The organism is Actinoplanes philippinensis (assembly GCF_900113015.1).
Classification (GTDB): domain Bacteria; phylum Actinomycetota; class Actinomycetes; order Mycobacteriales; family Micromonosporaceae; genus Actinoplanes; species Actinoplanes philippinensis.
This window is the reverse complement of sequence record NZ_FONV01000005.1, coordinates 116078-133828: the sequence shown is the minus strand read 5'-3', so window position 1 is coordinate 133828 and position 17751 is coordinate 116078. Positions and strand designations below refer to the sequence as shown.

General features: G+C 70.6%; 19 protein-coding genes. 14 read left to right on the top strand and 5 right to left on the bottom strand.

Annotated elements, in window-relative coordinates:
• Positions 1-690 (bottom strand): response regulator transcription factor, encoded by a 690-nt coding sequence (locus BM290_RS14045; protein WP_043525920.1) that lies wholly within the window; start codon positions 688-690, stop codon positions 1-3.
• Between the two features lie 96 nt (positions 691-786).
• Here BM290_RS14045 and BM290_RS14040 point away from each other — a divergent pair, with 96 nt between their 5' ends.
• From BM290_RS14040 to BM290_RS14030, 3 genes are all read left to right on the top strand, one after another.
• Positions 787-1707, top strand: a complete 921-nt coding sequence (locus BM290_RS14040) for an ADP-ribosylglycohydrolase family protein (protein ID WP_093613985.1) — start codon at positions 787-789, stop codon at positions 1705-1707.
• A gap of 107 nt (positions 1708-1814) precedes the next feature.
• A complete protein-coding gene (gene thrS / locus BM290_RS14035) occupies positions 1815-3812 on the top strand; it encodes a threonine--tRNA ligase (RefSeq protein ID WP_177319706.1) in 1998 nt (665 codons plus the stop codon).
• Positions 3813-3871: 59 nt separating this feature from the next.
• Complete coding sequence (locus tag BM290_RS14030) at positions 3872-4405, top strand: HIT family protein (protein WP_239143524.1); 534 nt, start codon at positions 3872-3874, stop codon at positions 4403-4405.
• Here the strand turns inward: BM290_RS14030 and BM290_RS14025 are convergent.
• Complete coding sequence (locus BM290_RS14025; protein ID WP_093613979.1) at positions 4355-4954, bottom strand: TetR/AcrR family transcriptional regulator; 600 nt, start codon at positions 4952-4954, stop codon at positions 4355-4357. The genes BM290_RS14030 and BM290_RS14025 overlap by 51 nt on opposite strands.
• 53 nt (positions 4955-5007) lie before the next feature.
• On the opposite strand from BM290_RS14025, the gene BM290_RS14020 reads away from it, so the two are divergent.
• The gene (locus BM290_RS14020) at positions 5008-6177 is read left to right on the top strand and encodes an FAD-dependent monooxygenase (protein ID WP_093613977.1); all 1170 of its coding nucleotides are present in this window, start codon (positions 5008-5010) and stop codon (positions 6175-6177) included.
• A 3-nt stretch (positions 6178-6180) separates the two neighbouring features.
• Here BM290_RS14020 and BM290_RS14015 read toward each other — a convergent pair whose 3' ends face one another.
• Positions 6181-8343 (bottom strand): elongation factor G-like protein EF-G2, encoded by a 2163-nt coding sequence (locus BM290_RS14015; RefSeq protein WP_093613975.1) that lies wholly within the window; start codon positions 8341-8343, stop codon positions 6181-6183.
• A 177-nt stretch (positions 8344-8520) separates the two neighbouring features.
• Between BM290_RS14015 and pgsA the strand changes: the two genes are divergently transcribed.
• The 4 genes from pgsA to BM290_RS14000 are packed head-to-tail and all read left to right on the top strand — an operon-like array spanning position 8521 to position 11740.
• Positions 8521-9141, top strand: coding sequence for a phosphatidylinositol phosphate synthase (gene pgsA / locus BM290_RS48300; protein ID WP_177319705.1), 621 nt, complete (start codon positions 8521-8523; stop codon positions 9139-9141).
• Positions 9138-10004: a phosphatidylinositol mannoside acyltransferase gene (locus BM290_RS48295; protein WP_177319704.1), complete on the top strand. Its 867-nt coding sequence runs from the start codon at positions 9138-9140 to the stop codon at positions 10002-10004. The genes pgsA and BM290_RS48295 overlap by 4 nt, the downstream gene beginning before the upstream one ends.
• 8 nt (positions 10005-10012) lie before the next feature.
• Complete coding sequence (locus BM290_RS14005) at positions 10013-11149, top strand: glycosyltransferase family 4 protein (RefSeq protein WP_093613973.1); 1137 nt, start codon at positions 10013-10015, stop codon at positions 11147-11149.
• Positions 11150-11179: 30 nt separating this feature from the next.
• Positions 11180-11740: a hypothetical protein gene (locus tag BM290_RS14000; protein WP_093613971.1), complete on the top strand. Its 561-nt coding sequence runs from the start codon at positions 11180-11182 to the stop codon at positions 11738-11740.
• A gap of 32 nt (positions 11741-11772) precedes the next feature.
• Here the strand turns inward: BM290_RS14000 and pdxS are convergent, their stop codons facing one another.
• Positions 11773-12669 carry a pyridoxal 5'-phosphate synthase lyase subunit PdxS gene (gene pdxS, locus BM290_RS13995; protein WP_093613969.1) on the bottom strand — a complete coding sequence of 299 codons (897 nt, stop codon included), beginning with the start codon at positions 12667-12669 and terminating at the stop codon, positions 11773-11775.
• Positions 12670-12803: 134 nt separating this feature from the next.
• Between pdxS and pdxT the strand changes: the two genes are divergently transcribed.
• From pdxT to BM290_RS13980, 3 genes are read left to right on the top strand one after another with little or no spacing between them, the layout of a single operon-like run.
• Positions 12804-13400 (top strand): pyridoxal 5'-phosphate synthase glutaminase subunit PdxT, encoded by a 597-nt coding sequence (gene pdxT, locus BM290_RS13990; RefSeq protein WP_093613967.1) that lies wholly within the window; start codon positions 12804-12806, stop codon positions 13398-13400.
• Between the two features lie 18 nt (positions 13401-13418).
• Positions 13419-14171, top strand: coding sequence for a YebC/PmpR family DNA-binding transcriptional regulator (locus BM290_RS13985; RefSeq protein WP_093613965.1), 753 nt, complete (start codon positions 13419-13421; stop codon positions 14169-14171).
• A gap of 48 nt (positions 14172-14219) precedes the next feature.
• Entirely contained in the window at positions 14220-14771 is a 552-nt protein-coding gene (locus BM290_RS13980; protein WP_093614701.1) for a Uma2 family endonuclease, read from the top strand.
• Here BM290_RS13980 and BM290_RS13975 read toward each other — a convergent pair.
• Positions 14768-15286, bottom strand: a complete 519-nt coding sequence (locus BM290_RS13975; protein ID WP_093613963.1) for a hypothetical protein — start codon at positions 15284-15286, stop codon at positions 14768-14770. The two genes, BM290_RS13980 and BM290_RS13975, sit on opposite strands and share 4 nt — an antisense overlap.
• A gap of 100 nt (positions 15287-15386) precedes the next feature.
• On the opposite strand from BM290_RS13975, the gene ruvC reads away from it, so the two are divergent.
• The 3 genes from ruvC to ruvB are packed head-to-tail and all read left to right on the top strand — an operon-like array spanning position 15387 to position 17603.
• Complete coding sequence (ruvC, locus tag BM290_RS13970) at positions 15387-15917, top strand: crossover junction endodeoxyribonuclease RuvC (RefSeq protein WP_093613961.1); 531 nt, start codon at positions 15387-15389, stop codon at positions 15915-15917.
• Positions 15914-16516, top strand: coding sequence for a Holliday junction branch migration protein RuvA (gene ruvA, locus BM290_RS13965; RefSeq protein WP_093613959.1), 603 nt, complete (start codon positions 15914-15916; stop codon positions 16514-16516). The genes ruvC and ruvA overlap by 4 nt, the downstream gene beginning before the upstream one ends.
• Positions 16517-16556: 40 nt before the next feature.
• Positions 16557-17603, top strand: a complete 1047-nt coding sequence (gene ruvB / locus BM290_RS13960; RefSeq protein WP_093613957.1) for a Holliday junction branch migration DNA helicase RuvB — start codon at positions 16557-16559, stop codon at positions 17601-17603.
• The last annotated feature ends 148 nt before the right edge of the window (positions 17604-17751 follow it).

Genomic DNA, 17751 nt, shown 5'->3' with positions numbered 1-17751 from the left:
TCAGTCCGGCGCCACCAACCGGAATCCGACCCCCCGCACGGTGCGCAGGTAACGGGGCTTCGCCGCGGACTCGCCCAGTTTCCGGCGAAGCCAGTACAAATGCACGTCGATGGTCTGGTCCTCGCCGACCGATGGCTGTCGCCATACCTCCTCCAACAGCTCACGACGGGAAACCACTCGGCCCGGGCGGGCGGCGAGGTAGGCCAGCAGGTCGAACTCCTTGCGGGTCAGCGCCAGCGGCTGATCGCCGAGGGTGGCGCTGCGCTCGCCGACGTCGACCCGGAGCTCGCCCACCTCGTGGACGGCCGGCTGCGCGGCGCGGCTGGCCCGGCCCACGCGGCGCAGCACGGTGGCTATCCGGGCGTCCAGATGGGCGCCGGTGAACGGCTTCACCATGTAGTCGTCGGCGCCGGCCCGCAGCAGCCGCACGACGGTCTGCTCGTCGTCGCGCGCGGTGGCGATGATGATCGGCACGTCGGTGATGCCGCGGAGCATGCGCAGCGCGTCCGACCCGTCCAGGTCGGGCAGCCCGAGATCGAGAACGACCAGGTCGGGCGTCTCGGCGGCGACCCGCCGGAGCGCTTCCAGGGCGGTGCCGACGGCGTGCACGGCGTGCCCCCGGTCGGCTAGCGAACGGAGCATGGCGCCGCGCACGACATGGTCGTCTTCGACGAGCAACACCGTGGCCATGCGAAGACGTTAGCGTCCCGGGCAACGAGAACCTAAAGGGTGATCGAACGAGAGTCTTTGATGACGCTCAGTGATGGAATACGATCCGAAGTACCGATGTCATTCACACTTTTCCCCGGTACCCGTCTCGCCCTCGCCCAGGACAGCCTCGCCGGCCTCAGCGTCGGTGACGCCCTCGGAGCGCAGTACTTCGTGCCCGGCAACAAGCCCGCCGACCTCCTCGACGCCCGGGTGCCGGCCGCCCCGTGGGACTGGACCGACGACACCGAGCAGGCCTGCTGCCTGGTCGCCACGCTGGCCGAGGGCGACTTCGACCGGGACGCCTTCGCCGAGCTGCTGGCCGCCCGGTTCGAGCCCTACCGCGGCTACGGCCCGGGGGCGGTCGTCATGCTCCGCGAGATCCGGGAGGGCCTGCCCTGGCCGATCGCCGCCGCCGCGGCGTTCAACGGTCAGGGCTCGTGCGGCAACGGCGCGGCGATGCGGGCGGCGCCGCTGGGCGCCTGGCATGCGGACTCCCTGGCCCATGCGGCCACCCAGGGGGTACGCGCGGCCGAGGTCACCCACGCGCATCCGGAGGGGATCGCCGGTGGCGTGGCGGTGTCGGTGGCCGCCGCGTTCGCCGCCGCCGCCCGCCTCAACGGCCACCGGCCCGACCGGGGTCAGCTGCTGCGGGCCACCGCCGGGCACACCCCGGCCGGAGTGGTCCACGACGGCCTGGCCGAGGCGGCCGGGCTGGTCCGGGCCGGCGTCGCCGAGGCGGCCGAGCGGCTCGGCTCGGGCGGCCAGGCCACGGCCATGGACACGGTGCCGTTCGCGCTCTGGGTGGCCGACCGGTTCCTCGACGACTACCCGGCCGCGGTGGCCGCCTGTGTGGTCGCCGGCGGTGACGTGGACACCACGGCGGCGATCGCCGGGGGAGTGGTGGCGAGCCACACCGGCCGGGACGGCATTCCCGGGGCGTGGCTGTCGGCCCGCGAGGAACTGCCCGGCTGGCTTCCGGCCGCCGGTGGCGACTGAGCGGCAGCGACTTGCAGCGCGCCGCCGGAAGACCGCCCAAACCCGGCGGATAGCATCGGTGGGCGGTCCGTAGAGCGACCGGACGTTCACTACGAAGGAGACCCATCGTGTCTGCACCCCGTACACCCGTCGTGGCCGACCCTCTAGTCGTCCCGGCCGGGACTACGGCGGCCGACGCGGTGGCCGCCGCCGGGCTCCCCGCCCACGGGCCGAAGGCGGTCGTCGTGGTCCGTGAGGCCGACGGCCGGCTGCGCGACCTGGCCTGGGCGCCGGCCGCCGACACCGAGGTGACGCCGGTCGCGATCGACACCCCGGACGGGCTCGACGTGCTGCGCCACTCCACCGCGCACGTGCTGGCCCAGGCCGTGCAGGACGTGTTCCCGGAGGCGAGGCTGGGCATCGGCCCGCCGATCCGGGACGGGTTCTACTACGACTTCGACGTGGAGAAGCCGTTCCAGCCGGACGATCTGGCGAAGCTCGAGAAGCGGATGCAGGAGATCGTCAAGGCCGGGCAGACCTTCCACCGCCGGGAGTACGGCACGCTCGACGAGGCCAAGGCCGAGCTGAAGGCGGAGCCGTTCAAGCTCGAGCTGGTCGACATCAAGGGCGACGTGGACGAGGAGGCCGCCGCGGTCGGCGCCGGCGAGCTGACCCACTACGACAACCTCGACAAGGACGGCAACCGGGTCTGGGGCGACCTGTGCCGCGGCCCGCACCTGCCGTCGACCCGGCTGATCCCGGCGTTCAAGCTGATGCGCTCGGCCGCCGCCTACTGGCGTGGCTCGGAGAAGAACCCGCAGCTGCAGCGGATCTACGGGACGGCGTGGCCGTCGCGGGACGAGCTCAAGGCGTACCTCACCCGTCTTGCCGAGGCCGAGCGCCGGGACCACCGCAAGCTCGGCACCGAGCTGGACCTCTTCTCCTTCCCCGATGAGATCGGGTCGGGCCTGGTGGTCTTCCACCCGAAGGGTGGCGTGATCAAGCGCGAGATGGAGGACTACGTCCGCGCCCGCCACATCGAGGAGGGCTTCCAGTACGTCGGTTCGCCGCACATCACCAAGGAGGGCCTGTTCCACACCTCGGGCCACCTGCCGTACTACAAGGACACGATGTTCCCCCCGATGGAGCTGGAGGGGGCGAACTACTACCTCAAGGCGATGAACTGCCCGATGCACAACCTGATCTTCAGGTCGCGCGGGCGGTCCTACCGTGAGCTGCCGATGCGCCTGTTCGAGTTCGGCACGGTGTACCGCTACGAGAAGTCCGGCGTGGTGCACGGCCTGACCCGGGTGCGCGGGCTGACCCAGGACGACTCCCACTCGTACGTGACGGCCGAGCAGGCCCCCGGCGAGATCAAGCACCTGCTGAACTTCGTCCGCTCGCTGCTCGACGACTTCGGCCTGGACGACTACTACCTGGAGCTGTCGACCCGCGACCCGAAGAGCGACAAGTTCATCGGGTCGGACGAGCAGTGGGAGAAGGCCACCAAGGTCCTCTCCGACGTGGCCGAGGAGTCCGGGCTGGAGCTGGTGCTCGACCCGGGTGGCGCGGCGTTCTACGGTCCGAAGATCAGCGTGCAGGCGCGCGACGCGATCGGCCGGACCTGGCAGATGTCGACCATCCAGTACGACTTCAACCAGCCGGCCCGGTTCGGTCTGGAGTATCAGGCGGCCGACGGCACCCGGCAGGAGCCGGTGATGATCCACTCGGCGAAGTTCGGCTCGATCGAGCGGTTCTTCGGCGTGCTGGTCGAGCACTACGCGGGCGCGTTCCCGGCCTGGCTGGCGCCGGTGCAGGTGGTCGGCATCCCGATCCGCGACGACCACGCTTCGTATCTCGAGGAGTTCGTCACCAAGCTTCGTCGAGCGGGCATCCGTGCCGAGGTGGACCACTCCACCGACCGGATGCAGAAGAAGATCCGGACCGCGCAGCAGCAGAAGATCCCGTTCATGGCGATCGCCGGTGACGACGACGTCAACGGCGGCACCGTGTCGTTCCGCTACCGGGACGGCTCGCAGCGCAACGGCGTCTCGATCGACGAGGCGGTCGCCCACGTAGTCGAGGTGGTCCGCTCCCGTACCAACGCCGGGCCGTCCGCCGCCTGATCGTCGCGCGGCCGGTTTCCCGCCACGGGGAACCGGCCTTCTGCGCATAGGATGCGATCGTGAGCGGACGGGCGGGCGATCCGGATGGGCTGGAGCGGCTCTGGACGCCGTATCGGTTGGCTTACGTCCAGGGCGAGGACCGGCCCGAGGGTGGTTACGAGAGGCCGGCCGGCTGCCCGTTCTGCCTGGCCCCGGCGCTGCCCGAGGCGCAGTCGCTGGTGGTGGCCCGCGGTGAGCTGGTGTTCGCGCTGCTCAACCTCTACCCGTACAACCCGGGGCATCTGATGGTCTGCCCCTACCGGCATGTGGCCGATTACACCGATCTGACCGAGGAGGAGACCGTCGAGGTGGCGGCCTTCACCCGGACCGCGATGCGGGTGATGCGCTCGGTCAGCAGCCCGCACGGTTTCAACCTGGGGATGAACCAGGGCGCCGTCGCGGGCGCGGGCATCGCCGCCCACCTGCACCAGCACATCGTGCCGCGGTGGGGTGGCGACGCCAACTTCATGCCGGTGATCGGCCTGACCAAGGTGCTCCCTCAGTTACTCGCCGACACCCGTGAGCTGCTGACCAAGGCCTGGCCCGCCGGCTAGCGCCCGGATGCCGGCGACGATCTGCTCCGCGGAGGGGGCGGTCGCCGGGTCGGTCAGCCACTGGGTGAGCACCCCGGACATCAGGGCCATCTGCACCGCGCCCAGCGAGGCGATGGTCTCGGCGTCGATCTGATCCTCCGGGATCCCGGTGAGCAGCGCCGCCATGCCGGATCGCCCGGCCCGTATGCCGCCGGCCAACTGTTCGCGCAGCGCCGGGTTGTGCTCGGCCTGGAGCATCACCTCGATGCTGGCCAGCCAGAGTGGCCGGTCGGTCTGGATGGAGCGGATCACCCGCCGCCAGAACCGCAGCATCGGCTCGCCGGAGTCGTCGCCGGGCTCGCCGAGGGCCCGGCCGAGCGCGTCACCCCACTCCTCCAGGGCGCTGATCATCGCGGCGGTCATCAGCGCCTCGGTGGAGCCGTAGTGGTAGCCGATGGAGCCCAGGTTGGTGCCGGACAGCGCCACGATGTCGCGCGCCGTGGTCCGCGCATAACCCTTCTCCAGCAGTGCCTTCTTGGCGCCTCGCAGCAGCTCCTCGCGGTGACCCATGTTCGCGATCCTAACTTCTATACAAACGTATAAGACGTTTGTATAGTAAGCGCATGACGAACTCACGGGTACTGATCTCAGGCGCCGGCATCGGCGGTCCGGCTCTCGCCCACCGGCTGGCCGAGCGGGGCTTCCGGGTCACCGTGGTGGAGCGGGCCGGCGGGCTGCGCGAGGCCGGCTACAAGGTGGACGTGCGCGGCTCGGCCACCGAGGTGCTGCGCAAGATGGGCCTGCTCGCCGCCTGCCAGGCCGCCGACACCGGGATGCGGCAGATCACCTACGTCAAGAGCAACGGCGCCCCGATCGCCGCCCTCCCGGCCGACCTGCTGATGGGCCGCCGCGGCGACGACCTGGAGATCATGCGGTGGGACCTGAGCCGCATCCTGCACGACGCGACCGCCGACCGGGTCGAGTATGTGTTCGGCGACGCCATCGACACCCTGCAGGACGGCCTGGACGGTGTCGACGTCACCTTCGAGAAGGGCGCGCCCCGCCGCTTCGACTACGTGGTCGGCGCCGACGGCCTGCACTCGGCGACCAGGCGCACGGTGATGGGCGAGACCCCGCTGAGCCACCTCGGGGCGTACATCTCCATCTACACCGTGCCCAACCTGCTCGGCATCGAGCGTGAGGAGATCATGTACTCGCGTCCCGGCCGGCTCGTCTTCGCCTACGCCATGGATCGCGACCAGCCGGCCCGTGTCGGCCTCACCTTCGCCTCACCGCGGCTCGACATCGACCGGCGTGACGTCGCCGGGCAGAAGGCGCTGGTCCGCGAGGCCTTCGCCGGGCAGGGCTGGAAGGTGCCGGACTTCCTGGACGCGATGGACGACGCGCCCGACTTCTACTTCGACTCGCTGAGCCAGGTCGACCTGCCGTCCTGGTCGGCCGGGCGGGTCGCGCTGCTCGGCGACGCCGCCTACTGCCCGTCACCCGCCTCCGGCCAGGGCACCAGTCTGGCCCTGGTCGGGGCGTACCTGCTCGGCAGACATCTGGGCACCCCGGGCGGGTTCGCCGCGTACGAGCGCGAGATGCGCCCGTACGTCGAGAAGAACCTCGCCTTCGGCCGCAAGATGGCCAAGGAGATGGTGCCGGGCGGCCGCCTCAGCATCGCCTTCCGCAACTACGGCATGCGGACCCTGAAGTACCACCCGCGCAAGGAGCAGATGATCGACAAGATCCTCGCACCGATGCACGAGGCGGCCAACGCCATCACGATCTGACCGTCACCGGGCCTCGGCGTGCTCCTTGCGGACCGCCTCGGCCAGGTGCGCGGGCATCGGCTCGTGCCGGACGTACCGGCGGGTGAACGTGCCGGTGCCCGAGGTGAGGGCGCGCAGCTCCACCACGTACCGCACCAGCTCGGTCGCCGGAACCTCGGCCCGGACCGTGCTCGCCTCGCCGGTCCCCCCGGACTCGCTGCCCATCGGGCGGCCCCGGCGGCCGGAGAGATCGCTCATCACGGCGCCGACGAACGCCTCCGGCACCCGGACCTCGATCTCGTCCACCGGCTCCAGCAGGGTGATCGCGCCCTGCTCGGCGGCGGCCCGCAGTGCCAGCGCGCCGGCCGTCTGGAAGGCCGCGTCCGACGAGTCGACGCTGTGCGCCTTGCCGTCGTAGAGCGTCACCTTCAGGTCCACCACCGGATAGCCGGCGGCGATTCCCTTCTCCAGCTGGGCGCGGACACCCTTCTCCACCGACGGGATGTAGTTGTGCGGCACCGCGCCACCGACCACCTTGTCCACGAAGACGAAACCCTCGCCGCGCGGCAGCGGCTCGATCTCGATGTCGCAGACCGCGTACTGGCCGTGGCCGCCGGACTGCTTCACGTGCCGGCCGTGGCCCTTGGCCGTCGCGCCGAACGTCTCCCGCAGCGCCACCTTCACCGGCTCGGTGTCCAGCTCGACGCCGCCGGAGCGGAGCCGGTCCAGGACCACGTCGGCGTGCGACTCGCCCATCGTCCAGAGCACCAGCTGATGGGTCTCCGGGTTGCGCTCCAGCCGCAGTGTCGGGTCGCCGGCCACCAGCCGGGCCAGGTTCTTGGCGAGCGCGTCCTCGTCCGAGCGGGTCTTGGCGACCACGGCGATCGGCAGCAGCGGCTCCGGCATCGACCACGGCGACATCAGCAGCGGATCGTCCTTGCCGGACAGCGTGTCGCCGGTCTCCGCGCTGCCCGACTTGGTGATCGCGCAGATGTCGCCGGCGATCGCCTGCGGGATCTCGCGCAGCTGTGCGCCGAGCGGCGAGTAGACGTGCGCGACCCGTTCGTCGGCGTCGTGGTCCGGGTGGCCGCGCTCGGACATGCCGTGCCCGGAGACGTGCAGCGTCTGGTCCGGCCGCAGGGTGCCGGAGAAGACCCGGACCAGCGACACCCGGCCGACGTGCCGGTCGATCGTGGTACGCACCACCTCGGCCACCAGCGGACCGGACGGGTCGCAGGTGAGCGGGGAGCGTGGCGAGCCGTCCACCCCGGTGACCACCGGCAGATCGTGCTCCAGCGGTGACGGGAAACCGCTGACCAGCAGATCGAGCAGGGCGTCCAGGCCGACCGCGGTGTGCGCGCAGACCGGGATCACGGGGTAGAAGTTGCCGCGCGCGACCGCCTTCTCCAGATCGGGGATGAGCGCGTCGGTGCTGATCAGCTCACCGCCGACGTAGCGGTCCATGAGGGTCTCGTCCTCGCTCTCGGCGATGATGCCCTCGATCAGCGTGTTCCGGTCGTCGGCGATCGGGTTCAGATGCTCCGGCTCGGCCTCCCGCGCCACCGGCGGATAGCCCGCCGAATAGTCCAGCACCCGCAGCGTGACCAGGCCGAGCAGGCCGGCCACCGACTGGCCGTCGTCGCCGAGCATCGGCTGGAAGACCGGCAGCACGTTGTCGCCGAACGCCTCCTGGCAGTCCTGCAGCGCCTGGTCGTAGTCGGCGCGGGGGTGGTCCAGGCGGGTGATCGCGACGGCGCGCGGCATGCCCACCGCGGCGCACTCCTCCCACAGCGCGACGGTGGAGTCGTCCACACCGTCGACCGCCGACACCACGAAGAGGGCCGCGTCCGCCGCGCGCAGCCCGGCCCGCAGCTCCCCGACGAAGTCGGCGAACCCGGGGGTGTCCAGCAGGTTGATCTTCACGTCGCCGTGCAGCAGCGGCGCGCAGGCCAGCGCCACCGAGCGCTGCTGGCGGACCGCCGCGGGGTCGTGGTCGGTCACCGTGGTGCCGTCCGCCACACCACCGGCCCGCGGGATCGTCCCGGTCGCCGCGAGCAGCGCCTCGACCAGGGTCGTCTTCCCGGAACCGGAGTGGCCCACCAGCACCACGTTGCGAACTCTGCCGGGCTCGGTCACCACCGGCGCACCGGCGCCGGCAAGCCCTTTCTCCGAAGTCTTCTGCGCCATGCCGAGCGCTCCCGTCGTTTCCTCTTTGTTACGCCGCTGTTGTTTGAATCCCACACCCGGCGCGGTAGCGGTCGCAAGGACCTTCAGCCCTCCAAAGGTGCCGGATGGTGACGATACGGCCAACCCCGGGACCGAGCCGTACCACCGCTGGTCGTGCGCCGTTATGGTGGGACAGCCATGGCAAAGATCGTTCAAACAACGGCCCGTGCCGTCGTCTCGTACGGCGTCAACCCTCTCGCCCGGTTCCTGCTCAGGATCGGTGTGTCACCCAACGCCGTCACCGTCGCCGGCACTGTCGGTGTGCTGATCGGCTCGTACTTCGGTGCGCAAGGTCACCTCTTCTGGGGCACCGTGATCGTAACCGCGTTCGCGCTCACCGACGTGCTCGACGGCACAATGGCCCGGATGAGGGGCGGTTCCGGGAAGTTCGGGGCGCTCCTCGACTCGTCCATGGACCGGATCGCCGACGGCGCCGTCTTCGGAGCGGTCGTCTACTACCTGGCCACCGAGGGAAATCCGTACGGCGGAGTGGTCGCCACCCTGATCAGCCTCGTCTTCGGGCAGGTCGTGTCGTATGTGAAGGCCCGCGCCGAGAGCCTCGGGCTGAACGCCGACGTCGGCCTCGCCGAGCGCCTGGAACGGCTGCTCATCGTCGGTGTCGGCGGCCTGCTCGGCGCGGCCGGGCAGGACTGGGGCATGCCGGCCGCGATGTGGGTGCTCGCCGCCCTCGCCGTGATCACCGCGTTCCAGCGGCTCGTCCACGCCGCCCGGACCGAGCCGAAGGTGCCCGTGGAGTGAAGGACCGTCTGATCGATCTCGGCTACTCGGCCGGGTGGGGGATCGTACGCGCGCTGCCGCTGCCGATCGCGAGGAAGCTGTTCCGTGCCGCCGCCGACCGGGCGTACCGGTCCAACGGGCCGGCCACCCAGCGGCTGCGCCGCAACCTGCGCCAGGTCGTCGGCGAGGACATGCCGGACACGCTGGTCCGCGACGGGCTCCGGTCGTACGCGCGGTATTGGATGGAGGCCTTCCGCCTGCCGTCCCAGAGCCGCGCCGACTTCCTCGACGGGTTCTTCATGCTCCCGGAGAGCTATCAGAAGCTGAAGAAGGGCGCCGCCGACGGCCGGGGCGTGATCCTCGCGCTGCCGCACGTGGCCAACTGGGACGTCGCCGGCGCGTGGGTCGTCTCGCACGACTGGCCGCTGATCACGGTCGCCGAGCGGCTCAAGCCCGAGTCGCTGTTCGAGCGCTTCCTGGAGTATCGGGAGAAGCTCGGGATGAAGGTGCTGCCGCTCACCGGCGGGCAGCGGCCACCGCTCGACGTGCTCGCCGAGCACCTGGAGAAGGGCTGGGTGGTCGCGCTCCTCGGCGATCGTGACCTGTCGAAGAGCGGCGTCCAGGTGGAGTTCTTCGGCGGGCGTACCCGGATGCCGGCCGGGCCCGCGATCCTGGCCATCCGCACCGGCGCGCCGCTCTACGCCGTCGACCTCTGGTTCGACGAGCAGCGCACGATGTCACGGATGCGCGAGGTCGTCCCACCCACCGACGGGCCTCTCGACGAGCGGGTCAAGAAGACGACCCAGCTGCTCGCCGACGCGTACGCGGCCGGCATCGCCGACCATCCGCAGGACTGGCACATGCTCCAGAAGCTCTGGCTCTAGGAGGCCCGGTGCGGATCGGGATCGTCTCGCCCTACTCCTTCGACGTCCCGGGCGGTGTGCAGAACCACATCATGGACCTGGCCGAGGCCCTGATCGAACTCGGTCACGAGGTCAGTGTCCTGGCCCCCGCCGACGACGACGCCGACGTGCCCGCCTACGTGGTGTCCGCCGGGCGTGCCGTGCCGCTGCCCTACAACGGCTCGGTCGCCCGGATCTCGTTCGGCCCGATCTCCACGGCCCGGGTCCGGCGCTGGCTGAAGAACGGCGAGTTCGACGTCCTGCACGTCCACGAGCCGTTCTCGCCCAGCCTGTCGTTCCTGGCCGTGCTCTCCGCCCGCGGACCCGTCGTCGCCACCTTCCACACCGCGATGACCCGTTCCCGCGCGCTCGCCGGCCTGCAGAACTTCCTCCAGCCGGTGATGGAGAAGATCACCGCCCGGATCGCGGTCAGCGAACTCGCCCGCAAGGTCCAGGTCGAACACCTCGGCGGCGGCGCGGTCGAGATCCCCAACGGCGTCGCGGTCCGCAAGTTCGCCTCGGCTGCGCCCTTGCCCGGATGGCCCGGCGACGGCGGCACTCTCGGTTTCCTCGGCCGGTTCACCGAGCCCCGCAAGGGCTTCCCCCTGCTGCGTACGGCGTACGTGGCGCTCGCCCGGGAGCGGCCCGGCCTGCGGCTGCTCGTGGCCGGCCCGGGCGACCGCGACGAGCTCTACGACGACATCCCCGCGGAGCTCCACGACCGGGTGGAGTTCCTCGGCCTCGTCTCCGAACCGGACAAGGCCCGGATGCTGCGCAGCGTCGACGTCTACGTCGCCCCGAACACCGGCGGGGAGAGCTTCGGCATGATCCTCACCGAGGCGATGGCGGCCGGCGCCACGATCGCCGCCAGCGACCTCGACGCGTTCCGCCGGGTCCTCGACGGAGGCCGCGCCGGAGCCCTCTTCCCCAACGGTGACCAGGCATCCCTCACCCGTCTGCTGGGCGAGCTGCTGGATGATCCGGCCCGTCGTGCCGAGCTGGCATCGTGCGCCCGGCTCGTCGTCGGCGCGTTCGACTGGCCGAGTGTGGCCAACCGGGTGCTGGAGGTCTACGCCACCGCCATCGAAGCCACCGACGGGAGAGTTTTCGACGACGAGTGGTCCTGACCACTGGTGGTGTAAACGTTGGGCACTACGATGCCCGGCATGTGGTGGGTGGTGGGAGTCGTCGTGCTGGCCGCGATCTTCTCGGCGTACCTCGGCTGGACCGCCCAGCGGGTGGAACGCCTGCACACGCGGGCCCAGTCGGCCGAGCGTGCGCTCGACGCGCATCTGATGCGCCGGGCGGCGGCCGCCGCCGTCGTGGCCGAGCAGGCCGAGACGGTCGAGCTGTACGCCGCGGCGCGGCTCGCCCTCGACGCCGAGCCGGGCGACCGCGAGTCCGCCGAGAACGACCTGACCCGTCAGCTCCAGGCCGTCCCCCTCGACCCGGCCGACCCGGCGGTCCGCACGCTGATCGCCACCAGCCGCCGCGTCGTGCTGGCCCGGCAGGTGCACACCGACCTGGTCCGCGACGCGCTCAGCGCCCGCCGCCGCGTCTTCGTCCGGCTGCTGCGCCTCGACCGCCGCTACACCCGCCCGGAGTACTTCGACATCGTCGAGCCGGTCCTCCCGGACCTCCCGCCGCTGCCCGCGGTCCTGACCGTCCCCACCCCGGCCCCGCCGGCCGAGCCACCACTCCCGGCCCAGGCCCGCTGACCCACCGGTGGGTCAGCGGGAGACGGACCGGATCACCAGCCGCGCTCGGAGAGCCGGTGGGGGACCGGCTCGTCCTCGACGTTGATGCCGACCATGGCCTCGCCGAGACCGCGGGAGACCTTGGCGATCACGTCCGGGTCGTCGTGGAACGTGGTGGCCTTGACGATCGCGGCGGCGCGCTGGGCCGGGTTGCCGGACTTGAAGATGCCCGAGCCGACGAAGACGCCCTCGGCGCCGAGCTGCATCATCATCGCGGCGTCGGCGGGGGTGGCGATACCGCCGGCGGTGAACAGGACCACCGGCAGGCGGCCGGCTTCGGCGACCTCCTTGACCAGCTCGTACGGCGCCTGCAGCTCCTTCGCCGCGACGTAGAGCTCGTCCTCCGGCAGGGTCTGCAGGCGGCGGATCTCGGCACGGATCCGGCGCATGTGCGTGGTGGCGTTGGAGACGTCGCCGGTGCCGGCCTCGCCCTTCGAGCGGATCATGGCGGCGCCCTCGGTGATCCGGCGCAGAGCCTCGCCGAGGTTGGTGGCGCCGCAGACGAACGGCACGGTGAACTGCCATTTGTCGATGTGGTTGGCGAAGTCGGCGGGGGACAGCACCTCGGACTCGTCGACGTAGTCGACACCGAGCGACTGGAGGACCTGGGCCTCGACGAAGTGGCCGATCCGGGCCTTGGCCATCACCGGGATGGAGACCGCGTTGATGATGCCGTCGATCATGTCGGGGTCGGACATCCGGGAGATGCCGCCCTGCGCCCGGATGTCGGCGGGCACCCGCTCCAGGGCCATGACCGCGACGGCGCCCGCGTCCTCGGCGATCTTCGCCTGCTCGGCGTTGACCACGTCCATGATCACGCCACCCTTGAGCATCTCCGCCATGCCGCGCTTGACGCGGGCGGTTCCGATGGCGGGCTGGTTCTCAGACATGTGGGTTCGGCTCCTTGCGGGATCGGGCTGTGAAAAGTGGCGGTACCGGGCTGACGGATCGGATGCTATGCAGCCGTGCCGCCGGTTCCGATAGCCAATCGGGCGGCCGGTGGCCTGCTTTATATGGTGGGCCGGTGAACATCGGAGTGCTGGCCCTTCAGGGCGACGTGCGTGAACACCTGTCCGCGCTGGCCGAGTCGGACGTGCTGGCCCGGCCGGTCCGCCGGCCGGAGGAGCTGGCCGGCGTCGACGGCCTGGTGATCCCGGGCGGGGAGTCGACGGCGATCAGCAACCTCGCGGTCTCGTTCGGGCTCCTCGACCCGATCCGCAAGCGGATCGCCGACGGCATGCCGGTGTACGGGTCCTGCGCCGGCATGATCATGCTGGCCGGCACGGTGCTCGACGGCCGTCCGGACCAGGAGTCGTTCCAGGGCATCGACATGACCGTGCGGCGCAACGCGTTCGGCCGGCAGGTCGACTCGTTCGAGGCGCCGGTCGAGATCGAGGACATCGAGGGCGGCCCGTTCCACGCCGTCTTCATCCGTGCTCCGTGGGTCGAGGAGACCGGCCGCGACGTGCGGGTGCTGGGCCGCGTGGCTGAAGGGGACGCCGCCGGTAGGATTGTGGCCGTTCGGCAGGGGAACCTGCTCGCCACGGCTTTCCACCCGGAGCTCACCGGCGACCTTCGTGTCCATCGGTACTTCGTCGAGATGGTCCGCCAGGCCCTTTGATCACAGCGGAGGTTACGCATGTCCGGCCACTCCAAGTGGGCGACGACCAAGCACAAGAAGGCCGTCATCGACGCCAAGCGCGGCAAGATGTTCGCCAAGCTGATCAAGAACATCGAGGTTGCGGCCCGGACCGGCGGTGGTGACCCGTCGGGTAACCCGACCCTCTACGACGCCATCCAGAAGGCGAAGAAGTCGTCGGTTCCGAACGACAACATCGACCGTGCCGTCAAGCGGGGCTCCGGCCTGGAGGCGGGCGGCGCCGACTGGCAGACGATCATGTATGAGGGCTACGGGCCCAACGGCGTGGCGATCCTGATCGAGTGCCTCACCGACAACCGCAACCGCGCGGCCACCGAGGTGCGCACCCGGCTGACCCGTAACAACGGGACGTTCGCGGACGCGGGCTCGGTCTCCTACCTGTTCAACCGCAAGGGCGTGGTGATCGTCCCCAAGGGTTCGCTCTCCGAGGACGACGTGATGCTCGCCGTCCTGGACGCGGGCGCCGAGGAGATCAACGACCTGGGCGAGGCGTTCGAGGTGGTCAGCGAGCCGACCGACCTGGTCGCGGTGCGCACGGCGCTGCAGAGCGCGGGCATCGACTACGACTCGGCCGAGTCGTCGCTGGTCCCGACGATGAACGTGCCGCTCGACGAGGAGGCGGCCCGCAAGGTGCTCAAGCTGGTCGACGTCCTCGAGGACTGCGACGACGTGCAGAACATCTACTCCAACGCCGACATCTCCGACGAGGTCCTGGCCGCCATTGACGAGTGACGGGTAGGCGGAGGGACACTAGGCATGTAGCATGAGGGGGTGATTGTGATGACCGAGCCGGGTCTTCGCCTGCCCCCGATCGAGGACATCGATGTCGAAGATCTCGCCGCCCTGCCCCGTGGTTACCGGTATGAGCTGCACCACGGGAATCTCGTCGTCATGACGCCGACCACCTTCTGGCACAAGCGGGTGGCCAGGCGTCTCATGCTCGTCCTTTTCGCGGCCGGACTCGACGTGCTCCAGGACTGTGGAGTAAAGGGAGTTCGGCCGCGGGACCTTCGTCTTCCGGATCTTGGGGTGTTGGTGCAGCCCGCTCCGGAGGACCCGGCGGAGTACTCGTATCTGCCGCCCTCTGCTTATTCCCTGGTCATCGAGATCGTCTCGAAGAACTCGCCCAATGGTGAGTTCGTGGCGAAGAGGCTCTGGTATGCCGAGCACGGCATCCCGGAGTACTGGATCGTCGAGGAGACCCCGGAAGGTTCCAAGGACGACGGGGTGATCACGATCATGCGTCTGGATGAGGACGACGACAAGCCGGATCATGTCGTCGAGCGGTCGCTGCTCGTCTCCGAGCTCGAAGCGGAGTATCGGCGGGGCTAGACCGGGTCGGCGCCGAGCCAGGTGACGTATTGGACGATGACGGCCAGGAGCAGGATGCTGCCGATCACGTAACGGAGCAGGCGCCGCCACTGGGACCGTAGGTAGGCGTGCACCCACGCGATCTCCGCGTCGGCCAGGGCGTCCAGGTCGGCTCTGGCCGTACCCCCGATGATCTTTGCCTTGCGTAATGCCAGGCTGCCGGTCGGCGTGAAGACCGGGACCACCGGATCCGGCGGCCGTAGGACGCGGACATCCACCTCGTAGACCTGCTCGTCGCGCCACTGCGCGGTCCGGGCCGTCAGGCGCTGCCGCATGTGGCTCTCGGTCCGGCCCCGCCACCGCAACCACCGCCATCGGCCGGCCAGGTCGGTGAGCACGCCCAGGTAGATCTGCTCGGCCACCGGCGCCCCGCCGACCAGCCGGGCGGCCTCCGCGCGCAGTCCGGGAGCGTGCAGAGTGACGAACGCGACGTAATCGGCTGGCGGCTCGTCGTCCATCGGCGGAATGAGGTGCATGACCGGCCTCCCGGCTCCATCGTCGAGGCGTGTCGGCGACGGCCGCAAGTGGCTCGCGTATTAGGGTGTCGAACACACGTTCGCGAGGGGGAGGCTGTCTGTGCGGGTGCTCGGCATCGATCCGGGGCTGACGAGATGCGGCGTCGGCGTCGTCGAGGGGATGCCGGGGCGGCCGGGCAAGCTGATCGGCTACACGGTGGTGCGCAGCGATCCGGACGAGGACATCTCCCAGCGCCTGCTCCACCTGGACCGGACCCTCGCCACCCTCGTCGAGCAGTACAAGCCGGAGAGTGTCGCCGTCGAGCGGGTGTTCTCGCAGCACAACGCACGGACGGTGATGGGCACGGCGCAGGCCAGCGGGGTGGCGATCCTGGCCGGCGCGCGGGCCGGGCTGCCCGTCCGGACGTATACGCCGAGTGAGGTCAAAGCGGCCGTCACCGGCTCCGGCACCGCCGACAAAGCGCAGGTCACCGCTATGGTGACCCGGTTGCTGAAACTGTCCGCGCCGCCGAAGCCGGCGGACGCGGCCGACGCCATCGCCATCGCCATCTGCCACATCTGGCGCGGGGGCACCCGCGCTCTTCAACAAGCCGCGGTGGCCGCTGCCGCCGCCCGCAGGAGCAGCCGATGATCGCCAGCGTGCGCGGTGTGGTGACCGCGATCCTCCACGACAGCGCCGTGGTCGAGGTGGGTGGTGTCGGCATGCGGGTCCTCTGCACGCCGGGCACGCTCGCCGGGCTGCGCACCGGGGCCGAGGCTCGGCTCGCGACGACGCTCATCGTCCGCGAGGACTCGCTCACCCTGTTCGGCTTCGCCGACGAGGACGAGAAACAGCTCTTCGAGCTGCTCCTGACGGCCAACGGGGTCGGGCCGCGGATCGCGCAGGCGGTTCTCGCGGTTCATCAACCCGATGTGGTACGCCGGGCGCTGGCCGGCGGTGAGGTCGCGGTGCTGACCGCCGTCCCGGGCATCGGCAAGCGCGGCGCGGAGAAGATGATCGTCGAGCTGAAGGACAAGATCGGCCCGGTCGGCCTGGCCGGCCCGGGTTCGTCGGGTCTGCTGAACGGCGCCTGGCAGGAGCAGGTCCGGCAGGGTGTGCTGGCGCTCGGCTGGACGGCGTCGCAGGCCGATCAGGCGGTGGCCGCGGTCGCCGAGACGATCGACGGTGAGACGCCGCCGGTGCCGGTGCTGCTGCGCCAGGCGATCCGTCTGCTGGGCAAGACCCGATGAGCGTCCTGCCGGGGCGCCCGGGCACGGCGGAGGTCACCCGATGAACGACGATCTCGTCTCGCCGGACCCGCTCGACGAGGAGCTGGACGCGGAGGCCAGTGTCCGCCCGCGCCGCCTGGCCGACTTCATCGCCCAGCACCGGGTCCGCGACCAGCTGGAGCTGTTGCTGAAGGCGTCGATGGGCCGTGGCACGCCACCGGACCACATCCTGCTCTCCGGCCCGCCCGGCCTCGGCAAGACGACGCTGGCCAACATCGTGGCGGCCGAGCTCGGCACCGGTATCCGGACGACGAGCGGCCCGGTGATCGAGCGCTCCGGCGACCTGGCCGCGATCCTGACCGGCCTGGCCCCGGGCGACGTGCTGTTCATCGACGAGATTCACCGGATCGCGAAACCGGCCGAGGAGCTGCTCTACAGCGCCATGGAGGACTTCCGGGTCGACGTGGTGGTCGGCAAGGGGCCGGGCGCGACCGCGATCCCGCTGGATGTGGAGCCGTTCACGCTGGTCGGCGCGACGACGCGGGCCGGCCTGCTGTCCGGGCCGATGCGTGACCGGTTCGGGTTCGTGGCCCATCTCGACTTCTACTCGCACGAGGATCTGGACGCGTTGCTGCACCGGTCGGCCCGGATCCTGGGGGTGAGCATCACGCCGGAGGGCTCGGCGGAGATCGCCCGCCGGTCCCGGGGCACACCGCGTATCGCGAACCGGCTGCTGCGCCGGGTGCGTGACTTCGCCGAGGTGCGGGCGGACGGCGTGGTGACCGAGGAGGTGTCGAAGGCGGCCCTTCAGGTGTACGACGTCGACGCCCTCGGCCTGGACCGGCTGGACCGGGCGGTGCTGCGTGCGCTGATCGACTCGTTCAAGGGCGGCCCGGTCGGTCTCTCCACGCTGGCGGTGGCCGTGGGGGAGCAGTCCGACACGGTCGAGGAGGTGTGCGAGCCGTTCCTGGTCCGGGCGGGTCTGCTGGCCCGGACCCCACGGGGCCGGGTGGCCACCGAGGCCGGCTGGGCGCACCTCGGCCGGACGCCTCCGACGGACGGCCGCCCGGGCGTGTTCCAGGGTGACCTGTTCGCCCGGGACGCGTGATGAGCGTTACTTATCCCCCGTGATGTGAACGTGACGTGTGCCGCATTCGTTATCTCCAGGTTGACCTATTAGACTCGCCGCCGTTCCATCCGGATTCGCATATCGCCGCGGCGCCCGCCCACCTCGTTGCGCCGGCGGCTGACGGAAG